Raw genomic sequence first — 14,075 nt, 5'->3', positions numbered from 1 at the left:
CTGGCCTTCCTGGTTTGTCCGGCTCACTTGGCGGGGTTGATCTCGGACTCTTCCACTGCGGTGTTGCCCAGGCTCCAAGCCTCCATGATCTCCGTGTAGGTGCCGTCGGCGATCAACGAGTCGATGGCGGCCTTGAACGCGTCCGCAAGGTCCTTGTCCTTCTGGTTCACGACGACGCCGGCCAGCGACGGCTCGACGAGGATGTCCTCGACGGCAGCGAAGACGTCGGGCTGCAGCTGCGAGTAGTAGGCGATCAGCGCGCCGTCGGCCGCCATGGCGGACGCCCGGCCGGTTGCCACTGCTTGATTCACATTGTCCTGCTGGGGCAGGACCAGTTCGGTAACCTCTTCCTTCCCGGCCTTCTTGCACTCCTTCTGGAAGCCTGGCAACACGGTCAGGGCCTGGGTGGTGCCGGTCTGGGCGGCTACCGTCTTGCCGCACAGGTCCAGAACCGAAGCGATGCTGTCGGGGTTGTCCTTCTTGACCATGACCGATGTGCCACCTTGCATGTAGCTGACCATGGTGACCCGCTCCTGGCGTTCCGGGGTGATGGAGAAGGCGGCCCAGGAGGCGTCGTACCGCTCGGCCTCAATGCCGGCGAGGATGCCGTTGAAATCCCCCTTGTTGATGGTGATATCCAGGCCCATCTTTTTGGCGGCTGCCAAAGCCATGTCCGGTTCAAGTCCGACGATATTGCCCTTGTCATCGGTGAAGTCGATGGGCGCGTAGGTCGGATCCGTCACCAGCTCCATGGTTCCTTTTTCTTTGAGGTCCTGGGGGACGAGTGCACTGACGGCTGGGTCTTCTTCCGCCGCCTGCGCAGCCTCCTGTCCGCCTGCACCCAGTACGGGTCCCGCAGCCTGGGTAGAGCCTTCGCCGCCCGACGAGGCGGCACTCTCTGTATTCGTGCAGGCCGTAGCACCTGCCATCAGCGCGAGTGCGGTGACTGCGAGGCAAGAGTTCCGGAACGTCATGTTCATGGTGGGCCTTCCATCGGCGAAATGAGTTTGCGAAGAAGTGTTGATAAGTTCAATATGTTCAACTTATTATTGAAGTGACAGAGATCACTGTCAAGGGCTATTTTTGAGAATGCGCCGAGTTGGAATCCCCAGCCGGCCGCAGCTGAGGTGCGATCAGAGGGAGTAAGCCGTGGGTGGATCAAGGATCAAACATGCTGTGACGGATGAAGCCATCGCAGAGCGCCGGCTGGCTATCGTCAATCACACGGCTGCCATCATCTCCGACTCGGGGGTAGACGGCTGCTCCTTTGCCGCGGTCTCGGAGGCGAGCGGCTTCAGCATCGGGATGATCCAGCATTACTTCCGCACGCGGGACCGCCTGATCTTGGCGACCATCGACCACCGGATCCACGAAGCCGAGGAGGAATGGCGCGAGATCGCCTCCCGTGGGGCCAACGCACTGGCGAAGATTCGTGACCTCCTGACGTTCTCCGTAGAAGGGGACAAGTCCTTCGCGGACGCCTGGGGCTTCTGGCTTGAGCTGTATGCAGCGTCGCATAAGGACCCAGCCATGCGGCAGGAGGTCAACACCATTCTCGAGCTATGGCGCAAGTTCTTCTTGGACGTGCTGGAGGAAGCCGTTGCTGAGGGCAGCATCAATCCTGTGCATGACCCCGAGGACGCGGCCCGGCTCCTGCTCGCCGTCGTCGATGGTCTTGCCATCCAGACCGTGAACGGAACCTACGGCAGTAGCCCCGAGGATATGCGGCGCTTGCTCTATCGCTTTGCCGCTGCCGAACTGGGCGTTGATACGTCCGCGTGGGAGTCCACGCTCGCCTACGCAGCAGAACGCTGACCAGCCGCTTTTGTCCGCCGAATCCACTTTTGCGCAAGTCCAACAGAATGAGGAAGTTCATGACCATCACCTCCTTTCCGTCCTCCACGGCAGCGGACCTGTTCGCAGCCCGTGCCTCCGGCTACAAGCCGTCGCCGGTGCGCGAGGTCTTCGACATCTCCATGCAGCCGGGGATGATCTCCCTGGCTGGCGGCAATCCAGACCTCAGCGTTCTGCACCTGGACGCACTCGCAGATACGGCGGCCGAGCTGGTTCGCACCCAGGGCCTGGACGCGCTTCAGTATGGTGGCGGCGGCGGGACCAAGGAGTTGCAGGAGCTTATCTGCTCAGTCATGGCGGCCGAAGGAAACCCGGCACTTCCCGCCAATGTGCAGGTAACGGCGGGATCCCAGATGGCGCTTGAACTGCTGGTCAAGCTCTTTTGCGATCCCGGGGATGTCATCCTGGCCGAGGGTCCCACCTACGTCGGCGCCATCAGCATCTTCGACGGACTTCAGGCGGACGTGGTTCATGTCCCAATGGACGACGACGGCCTGATCCCAGGGGAACTTGAGCGAAAATTAGGCGAGCTGGCTGCCGAAGGTAAACGGGTCAAGCTGCTCTACACCATTCCCAACTTCCATAATCCCTCCGGCGTCACGCTCTCCGCCGAGCGGCGGGCGGACGTCGTCCGTATCTGCAGGGAGGCGGGCCTAGCCATCATCGAAGACAACCCTTACGGCATGCTCAGCTTCGATGGCCTCTACCTGCCGAGCCTCCACCAGCTGGACCCGGAGAACGTGTTCTACCTCGGTTCCTTTTCCAAGATCTTCTCCCCAGGGGTTCGTGTGGGCTGGGCGGTAGTGCCCGATGACGTGCGCCGGCAACTGCAACTGGCCTCCGAAGCCACCACCATCTGCCCCTCAGTTCTGAGCCAAATGCTTGTGCAGGAGTACCTGAGCCAAACCGAATGGCGCCAAACCCTAGCCACAGCCGGCGATCTCTACCGGGACCGCTGCGAGGCCACAATGACAGCGCTCGCAGACTTCATGCCGGCCGGCACCACCTGGACCGTGCCCGGCGGCGGCTTTTTCACGTGGGTGACCCTGCCCGAGGGCATTTCCGGCGAAGACGTTATGCACCGGGCGATCGGCCACAAGGTGGTATTCGTTCCCGGCAGTGCTTTTTATTCGGATGGCGCCGGCGATAACCAGTTGCGCATCGCATTCTCCTTCGAGACGCCTGAACGATTGCGCGAAGGCGTCCGACGCCTCGGACTGGCCATCGCCGAGAGCATTCAGGGAGCCACGGCATGAGCACGGTGGATATCTTGAAGCAGCAGGCCGAGGAGGCACTCGAGGCGGGACTGGACCGGATTGTGGACTTCAGCCATCGACTCCACGGTAGCCCGGAGACCGGCCTGGAGGAGGTCAAAGCCTCCGCCTGGCTGGTGGCCGAGCTCGAAGCACTCGACCAAGCGCGCGTGGAGCACGGACTGGGCGAACTTCCCACAGCTGTGCGGGCCGAGGCCGGCCATGGCGAACTCGTCCTAACCATCTGCGCGGAGTATGACGCGCTCCCCGGGATCGGCCACGCGTGCGGACACAACATCATCGCCGCCGCAGCCCTTGGTGCGTTCACCGCCTTGGCCCCGCTGGCCGACGAGCTTGGCGTCACCGTCCGCCTGCTGGGAACGCCCGCGGAAGAAACTGTGGGCGGCAAGATCATCATGCTCCTGCAGGGTGACTTCGACGGAACCCACGCCGCCATGATGGTCCACCCGAACGCACATGACGAATCCGCCATGAAACCATACGCATGCTCCGGCTACAGGGCCACCTTCCGTGGCCAAAGCGCCCACGCATCCGCGGCACCCCACGAGGGCATCAATGCACTCGACGCCATGACAGTCGCCCTGACTGCCATCGGTCTCGCCCGCCAGCAGCTGAAACCGAACCAACAGATCCACGGCTACGTCCTCAACGCCGGCTCCGCACCCAACGTCATCCCCGAAAGAGCCATCGGCGAATGGATGGTACGTGCGGACTCGATGGAGTCCCTCGCCCAGGTAACGAAAGTGCTCCAACGCTGCCTTGAAGCAGGTGCAGTTGCCAGCGGCTGCCAGCTGGAAATCGACCAGACGGGCCACAGCTTCGCAAACCTCAAGACCGACGGTCCTATGGCCAGCCTGTACAACGCCAATGCCATATTGCTGGGCAGGAATCCCCGCGAGGAAGCGCTGTTGGGAGGATCGACGGATATGGGTAACGTGTCGCAGTACTTTCCCACGATCCATCCCATGATCGGACTCGGCGACGCCTGCCCAACGATCCACAGCGCCGAATTCTCGGACTTCGCCGTCTCCCGCGCCGGCGACCAGGCTGTTCGGGACGGTGCCCTTGCCTTGGCATGGACTTGTATCGATCTCGCCACCGATCCGGCACACCGGCGGCAGCTGCTGACGGGAACGCGAATGGGAGACGCTTAGCTGTTTGGCAAATTATCGCAACGAAACGACGGGTGGTTGCGTATGAAACGCAACCACCCGTCGTCGTTGTTCTAGATGGACTTCGGGTGCCAGACGCGTGAGCCGCTGGTGTCCTTGGTGTAGTCCGGCCAGGCCAGCTCGGTGGGCGGCATGAAGTCAGCTTCCAGCACAGCTGGCATGGGATCTTCTGCCACCCGGCGGTCGAACTCGGTCCGGGCTTCGGCCAGGACTTCGGGCCGGGTGAGCAGGTCCAGGAAGGTGCCGGTAATCGTCTTGCCTGCGGTCTCAATGGTGGGATCGATGGTTTCCGGGATGCCGCCGAGGGCGTTCATGACCCAGCCGGGGTAGGCGCCCTGGCCCGGGGCGGGTTTCAGCGCTGGACGGGAGACATAGAACCGGACCGTGGGCGCGTAGTGCGTCATCTCCACGTAGTCATCGCTGGTCCAGTTCTTCTGCCAGGGCGCCATGTGCTCGCGCAGCGCCGCCTCCGCGTCCTGCGGCGTGATCAGCTGTTCGCACTCGTCCAGGAACGGCTTGTTCATGGGCTCTAGGCCGAGGTTCTGCTGGATGTTCTGCGCGGCCGCGACAGCGTCGGGTCCGTAGCGTGGGGCGCCGACGGCTTCGAGGTTGTCGTAGAGCGTTTGGGCCAGCACGTGGTTGGTCCGTCCCGGCCGGTTCCGCGCCACCCACGTGGTTTCCAGCCGGCAGTGAGCCATTGCGGCGGCATGCTCGGCGTTGCGGTCCAGCACGGTAAGGACATGTTCGGCCATCTCGATGGTGGGGCAGCGCCAGGAGTACTGGATCTGCGCGATCCGCGCCGGCAGGTTATCCGCGGTGGCCTGGCCGTGGGTGAAGATGGCATCGGAGAGGGACCAGCCGCCGAAGCTGGGCAGCATGGCATCCTGCATGATCCGCGACGAGCTGTACATGCTCATCAGGGCCACGTTGGCTCCCGGCGCGCGGGCGGCGGAGTGCGAGGCGGGAATGGGGGAGTTGGGGTTGGCGGAGAGCTGCCAGGTTTCGGGCTGGTCGCACACGAAGGTGTAGACCTTGCTGTAGTAACTGCCGCACTGGGTATCCCAGCGGGCGGTGTTGCACAGCGGCAGCATGTAGAAGGGGTGGAAGCTGACGATGGCATCCACGCCGTCGTAGTAGCCGCGCAGGCCATGCACCACCTTGGAGCCCTGGACCTTTTCGGCGGGTTCCCCGGTGTACTTGAGCGTGCCTGTGATCCCATGTACTTCCATGGCGTGCTTGGTGGCCAGCAGCCCGGCGAGGGTGGAGATGCCCAGCGCCGAATGCGGGTCCGTATGGCCCGGGGCGAATTCGCTGAGGCCGTCGCGCGGTTCCTCCTGGTGGCCGGCGGCCTGGCAGTTGCCGGGCACGGCGTCGTACTCGGCGTAGGTCAGGAGCACCGGCCCGCCCTGGCCGTTGGTCCATTCCGCGGCGAAGGCCGTGGGCATGCCGCCGCTGCCGGCTTCCACGATGAAGCCTTCCGCACGCAGGCGGTCCACGTACCAGGCAGCAGACTGGAACTCGCGCCACGCCGGCTCGGCCAGCTCCCAGATGTGCCGGTGCCATTGGCTCAGCCGGTCCATATTGGCGTCGATCCAGGCACGGGCGGAGGCCTTAGCTTCGTCGGTCAGACCGGCCGGACCAGCGGACTGACCGGAGAGTACTTCTGTCATGACTGTTCCTTCGGATGCAGTAGTTAAAGGCTCGCGGCGATCTCGGCGAGCGGGACATGGATGAGCTGCAGGCCGCCGCTGGCCGAGGCAGAGCGCAGGGCGGCGCCGAGTTCAGCGAGGGTCGCGGCCCGCTGGCCGTGTCCGCCGAAGGCATCGGCCAGGGCAGGCCAGTTCGGCTGGGCCAGGTTGACGCCCACCGGCTCCATGCCGCGGTCGCGTTCGTTTTGGCGGATCTCCGCATAGCCGCCGTTGTCCACGCAGACCACGGTTAGGTCCAGTCCCTGTTCCACGGCGGTGATGAGTTCCTGGATGGCGAACATCAAGGCTCCGTCACCGGCCACGCACACCACCTGGCGCTCCGGCGCCGCGATCTTGGCGCCGATCGACGCCGGCAGGCCGTAGCCGAGCGTGGCGTAGGCGGGGGTGTAAAGCAGGCTGTGCGGCTGCTGCTGCGGGATGAACGACGACGTACCGAAGTAGGTGATCTGGGAGGAGTCCCCTCCGATGATTGCGTCCGCCGCCACGTTGGCGGCAATGGTCTCGCTGACCGCGGCGAGCTCGGGCGAGAGGGAGCGGGCCTGCTGCTCGAGTTCGGTCCGCAGGGCGGTGAAGTCGGTTACCGGAGCCTGATGCCCCTCGAGTTCTGCCAGAAGCTGGGGCACGACGGCGGCGGCGTCGCCTACCAGCCCGATGTCCGCCGGAATGTTCTTATCCAGTTGGGTGCCAAGGATGTCGACGCGGATTACGCTGCCGCGCGGGGTGACGGCCCCGCCCCACATTTCCGCCTCGCCCACCTTGGATCCGATGACCAGAAGCACGTCCGCGTCGTCGGCCAGCTGCTGGGCACGGGGCAACCTGATGTTGGAGCCAAGGGAAAGCGGGTAGTCTTCCGGAATGGCAGCCTTGCCGTTGAGCGTGGTGACCACCGGCGCCTGAAGCCTCTCGGCCAGCCTGCGCAAGTTGTCGCCCGCCTGGAGCGAACCGCCGCCGGCCAAAATCACGGGACGCACCGCGGAACGCAAGGCAGCAGCGGCAACTGCCACGGCGCCGTCGTCCGCCTGAACGGGCTCAAGCAGCGGCAGGGCCTCCAGCGATTCGGGCGGGCAGGTGTGACGGCTTTCGAGGATATTGAGGGGAACTTCTATGTGGACCGGGCGGGGGCGGCCGTAGCGGAAGAGTTCGAACGCGTCGTGGACGGCTTGCACCGCTTCCTGCGCGCTGTGCACGCGCCGGCTCCACTCCATGATGGCGCCGGCAGCGGCGGAGGCGTCCTTGGTCTCGTGCAGCGAGCCGTTGTCGGAGAACTCCGCGCCCTCGGGCACCCCGGGGGAAAGGACAATCAGCGGGCGGGATTCGCAGTAGGCAGTCCCCGCGGCGGAGAGGGCGTTCAGCAGCCCCGGCCCGGAGGTGGTGATAACGACGCCGGGAAGTCCCGTCTGCTGGGCCCAGCCGTCCGCGCCGTAGCCGGCGCCCTGCTCATGCCGGGTGGTGACAGGCCGGATGCCCAAGGGCTCCAGATGGCGGTAGAACTCCAGGTTGTGAGTGCCGGGAATGCCGAAAATCGTGTTGATCCCGTAGTTGCGCAGCACGCTCATGATGGCGAGGCCCGCGTTGTCCACAGGGATCTGCACCGGCGCCACGGACGTTTCCTGATCCAGTGTTTCCATGTTTGTGGCCTCCTAAGCCGATGCCGTAGCGGTCAATTGGGCGTCTGCTGCTTCTGCTGCGTCACCCGACGGGGTGGCGTACTGGCAGATGCCGTTGATCCAAGTCTGCAGCACGGCGATGCCGCCGATCTCCTCGGGAGCCACGGCCAGCGGATCAGCGGAGAGCACGGCGAAGTCCGCGCGCTTACCGGCCTCCAGCGAACCGAGCTCGTCCTCGCGGCCGAGCGCTTTGGCGCCGTTGAGGGTATGGCCGACGAGCGCATCGTAGGCCGAGATGCGGAGGTTGTCGGCGCCGAGCCGGTGGCCCAGCCGGGTCACGCGGGTGACTGCTGCCTGGATTGCCTCGAGGGGACGCGGTTCCGCCACCGGGGCGTCGGAGCTCAGGGTCACGGTAACGCCTTCGGCGATGAATTCGCCCAGCGGGTTGAAGCGCTCGCCGGGGGTGCCGATGGCGGCCGTGACCCCTTCGCCCCAGTTGTAGTAGTGCTGCGGCTGGTTCACCGGGTAGATGCCCGCGGCCGCCATGCGCCGGATCTGGTCCAAGGTGGGCAGTCCGCAATGCTCGATCCGGTGCCGGGCGTCCGCGTCCGGGCGTTCTGCCTGGGCTTGCTCGATGGCGGAGATGACCATTTCCAGCGCGGTGGGGGACTGGGCATGGGTGGCCGTCTGGAGCCCGGCAAGGTGGGCCTTGCGGATCAGGTCGGCGTAGTCGGCCGGGTCATGGTAGAGCTGGCCGGTGCGGCAGGGGTCGCCCACATAGCCGTCGGGGAAGTAGGCGGTCCAGCCGCCCAGCGTGCCGTCGGCGTAGAACTTGATACCGGCGAAGCTCAGGTGGGCGTTGCCGAACTGCCCCTGCAGACCCATGTCCAGCGCGTCGTCGAGCAGGTGGGAGAGCAGGTACATGCTGACGCGGGTCTTGAGCTGGTCTTCCTCAGCCAGCCGCAGGTACATGTCGAACTCGCGCTTGGATACCTGGCAGTCGCCGATGGCCGTCACGCCGCCGGCCAGGAAGTTCTCCTGCGCAGCGCGCAGCTGGCGCAGGTGCTCCGCGGGCTCGTCGGCAAGGTGGAAGTTCGGACCGTGGTGGCCTACCTTCACGCCCTCGAGGCCGGTCAGGATGTTACAGGCAGCGTCCGAGAGCTCGCCGGTCAGCTCGCCGTCGTTGTCCCGGAAAAACACCCCGCCCTTCGGATCCGGCGTTGCGTTCGTGACTCCATGCAGTTGGAAAGTGTAGGAGTTGACCACGCCGCCGTGGCCAGAGGCGTTCATCAGGTAGACCTCGCGGTCCGTGGCCACCTGGTCCAGTTCGTGGCGGGTGGGGTGGCGGCCCTCGGCAAGATTGCGGTGTTCGTAACCGTAACCACGCACCGGCTGCCCGGTCGGAGTGTTGCGGGCGGCAGCTTGCAGCAGCGCGACGATCTCCGGAATGCTCGCGGCTTTGCCCGGACCGCAGTCCACCCAGCTCATCATTTGTCCCAGCATGAGCGGGTGGGCGTGGGGATCGATGAAACCGGGAACGACGGCGGCATCGCCGAAGTCCTGCAGTTGCGGTTCCACGGTGGAGACGTTGGCCGCGATTGCCCGGCAGTGCTCGAGGGAACCGGTAGCGACGATGTCCCCGCCGAGGACGAGCATCGCCTCAGGTGCCTGTTCGCCATCCGCGAGCGTGTGGATGGTCCTGGCCGTCACGATCACGGGAACATGGCCGTAGGACTGCTGTTCGAAATGCTTGAGTTTGCGCAAGATGTTGCTCCTGTAGGGTGCTTGCCGGCCGGACTAGGTCCGGGCCGGCTCCAGCGGAAAAATGGGGGTGTCCGGCGTGCCGGTGGCGTACCATCTGGCCACGTTCTGGGCCTGCTGCCGGACGTATTCAGAGTCGGTGTGGTCCGAGAAGTAGGCCACATGCGGAGTCACCAGAGCGCGTGGATGGGTCAGTAACGGGTGGTCGGCAGCCGGAGGTTCCTGCTCCAGCACGTCCACGGCGACGCCGGCGAGGTGCCCGGAATTGAGCGCTTCCACCACGGCCTCGACGTCGATCAACTGGCCGCGGCTGACGTTGACCAGGAAGCTGCCGGCGGGCATGCGTTTGATGGCCTCCGCGTTCATTAACTGGTCCGTCTCCGGCGTCAGCGGTACATGGAGCGAGAGCACATGCGAGGCCTCCAAGACCTCGTCCAGCCCGGTGCGCCTGATTCCTGCCGCCTTGAGCTCCGCCTCCGTTTCGGGTGTATCAGGAAGCATCGGATCGTAGCCGATGACCTCGCCGAAGATGGGGGAAGCAAGCTGGCCGAAGCGCCTGCCGATCCGGCCAAGTCCTACCAGCCCGAGCCGGCGGGCGCTCAACCGCACGGGCGCCCGGTCATTACGGATGTTCCATTCGCCGTTGTTTACAGCCTGGGCGAAAAAGGGGAGATCGCGGACTGCGGCCAAGGCCAGAGCCAACGCGTGGGTGGCCACTTCCTCGGTGGCCGCTGCCGGAATGTTCGTCAGCCAGATGCCGCGGCGGCGGGCTTCTGCGAGGTCAACATTGTTGTAGCCCACGGACATCAGCGCGATGATGCGCAGATTCGGCAGCTTGTCCATGAGTTCTGCGTCGATCTGTGCGTATCCGACGAGGAGAGCCGTGGCTTTCGCTGCTTCACGGGCGATAACTGCGGGATCCTGGCTGTCCGCGTAGCGCACGTCGAATCCGGCCACCTCGAGGTGGCTCACACCGGCAGCGAAGTCGGTGTCGTCCATGTCCGTGTAGACAGCCAATGGACGGTACTGTTCATGGCTCTCAGTGGACATGGCTCAGGAACTTCCTTGTGCGTTCGTGCTGGGGGTTGTTAAAGAATTGGTCGGGGGCGGCCTGCTCTACGATGACGCCGCCATCGAACAGACTCACTTCACTGGCCACACGGCTGGCGAAACGTGTCTCGTGCGTGACCACAATCATCGTCATGCCGTCGGCCGCGAGCTTTTCCATCACATCGAGGACCTCGCCGACCAGCTCAGGATCCAGCGCGGAGGTGGGTTCGTCGAAGAGCATGACCGATGGGTTCAGGACCAGGGCCCGGGCAATGGCGACGCGCTGCTGCTGTCCGCCGGAGAGCTCCGAGGGGTAGTGCTCCGCGCGATGGTCCAGGCCGACGCGGTTGAGCATCTCCATGGCCTGTTCCCGCGCCGCATGGTGCGAGATTCCCTTGACCGAGGTCATCCCCAGCATCACGTTCCGCACGGCCGACAAGTGCGGGAAAAGATTGAACTTCTGGAACACCATGCCGATTTCCTGCCGTTGCCTGGCCAAGAGGCGCTCGGGCAGGTGGACGGTACGCCCATGCTGGAGCTTGGTGCCGATGGTTTCGCCTCGGAGCTGGATGGATCCGTGGTCGGCCGGCTCCAAAAGCGCCATGAGCCTGAGCATCGTTGATTTACCGGACCCCGACGGGCCTAGGACCGCCTTGACCTGGCCTTTGCGGATGTCGAACTCGACACCCTTGAGCACTTCCTGCCCCTGATACGACTTGTGCAGGTTCTTGACCTGCAGGATGGGCTGGTCCACGACAGCGGCCTCCTGAACAATCTCGGCACTTTGGGTCATCACAGGCCTGCTTTCGCGGCGGGAGCCAGAACGCGGCTCTTCTTTACTTTCGCCTTCGAGGTCCAGGCGAACTTCTTTTCCAAGGCACTCTGGGCCAGCGTCAGCAGCGTCACGATGATCAGGTAGTAGATGATCGCCGCGGCGTAGTACTCGGCGTAGCGGAAGGTGATGTTAACGCCGACCTGCGCCGTGGTCAGCAACTCCCGCAGGGAGATGACCGAGGCCAGGGATGAATACTTTACGAGCCCAATGAACTCGTTTCCGGTAGGAGGCAGCGCAATCCGGATGGCCTGGGGGAGAGTGATCTTGAGCATGACCTTCGTCGGCGACATACCCAGCGCGCGGCCGGCCAAAGCCTGGCCCTCATCCACGCTCAACAGGGCAGAGCGCACAATTTCCGCCATGAAGGCCGCTTCCACCAGTCCGAGTCCGACGAAGGCCGCAATAAACGGGGTGAACCAGTCTTGGCGCAGGGCGGGAATGATCTGCGGCAAGGCGTTCCACATGATCAGCAGAACCAGGAGCGCGGGAATGGCGCGGAAAAACCAGACATAGATGCTGGCCGGTGCCTGGAGACTCTTCCTGCGGGAAGTCCTTCCGAGCGCAAGGAAGAAGCCGATGACGGTGGCAAGGATGAGTGACAGTACTGCTACTGCCACTGAGATCAGGGCACCCCACATGTATTCGGTGCTGACCAGTTGTTGGAAAAAGATATCGGGATCGAACAGCATGATTTCACTTCCTCATGGATGGGAGCGCCGATGAATGTGCCGGCGCTCCCATCAGCGGGATCAGTAGACGTCGAGGATTGCGGGATCGAGGTTGTACTTCTCGGCGATGTCCGCCAGCTTGCCGTTCTCGTACAGTGCCTTGAGCCCCTCGGAGATCGCAGGAGTCAGTTCATTGCCCTTGCGGCTGAAGACGCCGAACTGGGTATCGGTCTTGAATACTCCGGGAGCAACCTGCAGCTTGCCTTCGTTCTGCGTCTCCATGTATGAAGCTGCTACGTTCGTTTCGACAAGAGCGTCGGCCTTGCCGTTGAGGACTGCGAGGACCGTCTCGGCCGTCTTGGGGTATTCCGTCAAGCGCGGTGCCTCTTTGCCTTCAGCCTCGCACTCGTCGGCGAGGGCCGTGATCCTGGCCGCGTTGCTGGAAGCGGCCTGTGCCGCCACGGTCAGTCCGCAGAGGTCTGTGGGGGAGGCCAATTCGCTCGCCTTTGCCGGTGCTGTGAGGACCGCCGGACCTGCGTTCATAATCGGTGCAGCATCAGCGACCTGGAGCCGTTCTTCGCTCATGTAAAGACCGCCGAGAATCATGTCGCAACGCCGGGTCTGCAATCCCGGCATCAGGCCGTCGAACGCGGTGACCTCGAACTTCACCTCGACGCCCCAGTGCTCGGCCAAAGCGCGGCCGGCGTCGGCGTCGAAACCGATGATGTCACCGCCCGAGCCGTCCGAGTAGTACTCAAGGGGAGGGTATTCGGGATCGATGCACAGCGTTGCCTGACCGTCGTTGACGAGCCCGGACGGTGCATTCTCCGATGAAGCAGCGGCTCCTTCGCCGCCGGCGGAAGATCCGCAGCTTGCCAGTGCCAGCAACGCTGCTGACGCTGCAACTGTGGAATAGATCGACTTGCGCATGGAAATCTCCTGGGTACAGGTAGTGGGCAACTATTGCTGACAGGCGCCCGCTGAACGGTATGCAGATGATTCTGTGACACTTGCCACGATCCGTCAAGCAGTTTTTTTGTCCTACAATGATTCTGCGACTTAAATGCTGAATGTATTGGTCATCTTTGCGACGCATGACGGGTAGATTCGCGTTTCAACTGCAAATTTGCTGGTGAAGCTGAAACTTTGTTGGTATAAACAGTGGATGGGCGATCTTGAAGAGCGATTAGTGCGGCACCTGCAGCAAGACGGGCGTGCCTCCTTCAGCGAACTGGCCAAGGCCTTGGATACCAACCGTGCAACAGTTGCGGCTCATGTGAATGCTCTGCTGGAGTCAGGAGAGATACGAATCGTTGCTGCCGTACACCCGCGTGTGCTGGGGCTAAACTGTCTCGCGCACATTGCCGTCCAGCTAACTGGGGATCCTGTTCCTGTGCTCGAAGCTATGGAAGCCATGGAGAGCCCGGTTTTCATCTCCCAGACGACTGGCCCGTATCATTTGGCAGCTGAACTGCGTATGCCAACGCTGGCTTCCATGTACGAGCAGACTGAGCTGATTCGTGCCCTGCCTCAAGTCGCTTCCGTTAACGTCACCGTCTACGAGCAGGTCATCCGCAGTTTCTTCCTTGGGGCGGAACCAAAACTGATGGATCTTGAACTGGATGAGTACGACTTACGGCTGATGAATCTTCTCCAACGTGATGGCCGTGCGTCCTTCGCTGAAATGGCGGCAGAAGTAGGGCTGTCGTTAAGTGCCTGCCGAACAAGGGTACTCAAGCTGATTAACGCCAATGTCATGCAGATAGGCGCTATCCGGCGCCGGGCGGACACATCCCAGGCCATGGCGTTTGGGTTTGGCCTCAGCACCTCCGGCGTCGAAGAAGCGGTCCGATATCTCGAGGCTGTGCCAGGTGCCGAGTTCATCGTGAAATGTTTCGGGCACTACAACCTGATTGCAACAGTGGGGGTAGCGTCCCTAGGGGAATTCAACCGTATCGCTGGCGGGCTCCGTCAACTCGGTTCCGTAATGACTGTCGATACTTGGCTCCACGCCGACATTGTTCGCGAACGTTATGAGAAACCGCTTGATACCTTGGTCGGGGCGATTGCCGGTTCACAGGTCGCGTAATCACCTATGACATGAACGGTAATGCATTCGTGGTTCTGGAAGAGCGGGCAAGAGAT

12 protein-coding genes are annotated in these 14,075 nt (G+C 63.3%); 4 read left to right on the top strand and 8 right to left on the bottom strand.

The features are described 5' to 3' along the window. Window positions 1-23 precede the first annotated feature (23 nt). Window positions 24-980 carry an ABC transporter substrate-binding protein gene (locus AC5RWO_RS01760; protein ID WP_498728927.1) on the bottom strand — a complete coding sequence of 319 codons (957 nt, stop codon included), beginning with the start codon at window positions 978-980 and terminating at the stop codon, window positions 24-26. Window positions 981-1,176: 196 nt separating this feature from the next. Here AC5RWO_RS01760 and AC5RWO_RS01755 point away from each other — a divergent pair, with 196 nt between their 5' ends. The 3 genes from AC5RWO_RS01755 to AC5RWO_RS01745 are packed head-to-tail and all read left to right on the top strand — an operon-like array spanning window position 1,177 to window position 4,282. Beyond that, window positions 1,177-1,815 carry a TetR/AcrR family transcriptional regulator gene (locus AC5RWO_RS01755; protein WP_498728926.1) on the top strand — a complete coding sequence of 213 codons (639 nt, stop codon included), beginning with the start codon at window positions 1,177-1,179 and terminating at the stop codon, window positions 1,813-1,815. Between the two features lie 59 nt (window positions 1,816-1,874). Beyond that, on the top strand, window positions 1,875-3,110 hold the full coding sequence (locus AC5RWO_RS01750) for an aminotransferase-like domain-containing protein (RefSeq protein ID WP_498728924.1): 1,236 nt from the start codon (window positions 1,875-1,877) through the stop codon (window positions 3,108-3,110). Further along, on the top strand, window positions 3,107-4,282 hold the full coding sequence (locus AC5RWO_RS01745; protein WP_498728922.1) for a M20 family metallopeptidase: 1,176 nt from the start codon (window positions 3,107-3,109) through the stop codon (window positions 4,280-4,282). The genes AC5RWO_RS01750 and AC5RWO_RS01745 overlap by 4 nt, the downstream gene beginning before the upstream one ends. A 71-nt stretch (window positions 4,283-4,353) precedes the next feature. On the opposite strand, the gene AC5RWO_RS01740 is transcribed toward AC5RWO_RS01745, so the two are convergent. Genes AC5RWO_RS01740 through AC5RWO_RS01710 form a run of 7 tightly spaced genes read right to left on the bottom strand, consistent with a single transcriptional unit; the run spans window position 4,354 to window position 12,860 of the window. Beyond that, window positions 4,354-5,970, bottom strand: coding sequence for a zinc-binding metallopeptidase family protein (locus AC5RWO_RS01740; RefSeq protein WP_498728920.1), 1,617 nt, complete (start codon window positions 5,968-5,970; stop codon window positions 4,354-4,356). Between the two features lie 23 nt (window positions 5,971-5,993). After that, window positions 5,994-7,637 (bottom strand): thiamine pyrophosphate-binding protein, encoded by a 1,644-nt coding sequence (locus AC5RWO_RS01735; RefSeq protein WP_498728918.1) that lies wholly within the window; start codon window positions 7,635-7,637, stop codon window positions 5,994-5,996. 12 nt (window positions 7,638-7,649) lie between these two features. Further along, window positions 7,650-9,380, bottom strand: coding sequence for an amidohydrolase (locus AC5RWO_RS01730; RefSeq protein WP_498728916.1), 1,731 nt, complete (start codon window positions 9,378-9,380; stop codon window positions 7,650-7,652). Window positions 9,381-9,413: 33 nt separating this feature from the next. After that, the gene (locus tag AC5RWO_RS01725; protein WP_498728914.1) at window positions 9,414-10,427 is read right to left on the bottom strand and encodes a C-terminal binding protein; all 1,014 of its coding nucleotides are present in this window, start codon (window positions 10,425-10,427) and stop codon (window positions 9,414-9,416) included. Beyond that, window positions 10,417-11,220, bottom strand: coding sequence for an amino acid ABC transporter ATP-binding protein (locus AC5RWO_RS01720; protein WP_498728912.1), 804 nt, complete (start codon window positions 11,218-11,220; stop codon window positions 10,417-10,419). The genes AC5RWO_RS01725 and AC5RWO_RS01720 overlap by 11 nt, the downstream gene beginning before the upstream one ends. Beyond that, window positions 11,220-11,951 carry an amino acid ABC transporter permease gene (locus AC5RWO_RS01715; RefSeq protein WP_498728910.1) on the bottom strand — a complete coding sequence of 244 codons (732 nt, stop codon included), beginning with the start codon at window positions 11,949-11,951 and terminating at the stop codon, window positions 11,220-11,222. Before AC5RWO_RS01715 ends, AC5RWO_RS01720 begins: the two co-directional genes overlap by 1 nt. A gap of 60 nt (window positions 11,952-12,011) precedes the next feature. Further along, window positions 12,012-12,860: an ABC transporter substrate-binding protein gene (locus AC5RWO_RS01710; protein WP_498728908.1), complete on the bottom strand. Its 849-nt coding sequence runs from the start codon at window positions 12,858-12,860 to the stop codon at window positions 12,012-12,014. Between the two features lie 235 nt (window positions 12,861-13,095). Between AC5RWO_RS01710 and AC5RWO_RS01705 the strand changes: the two genes are divergently transcribed. After that, window positions 13,096-14,019 (top strand): Lrp/AsnC family transcriptional regulator, encoded by a 924-nt coding sequence (locus AC5RWO_RS01705; RefSeq protein WP_498728906.1) that lies wholly within the window; start codon window positions 13,096-13,098, stop codon window positions 14,017-14,019. The last annotated feature ends 56 nt before the right edge of the window (window positions 14,020-14,075 follow it).

It is taken from the genome of Arthrobacter sp. B055-34 (assembly GCF_059090425.1).
This window is presented reverse-complemented; position numbering and strand designations above follow the sequence as displayed.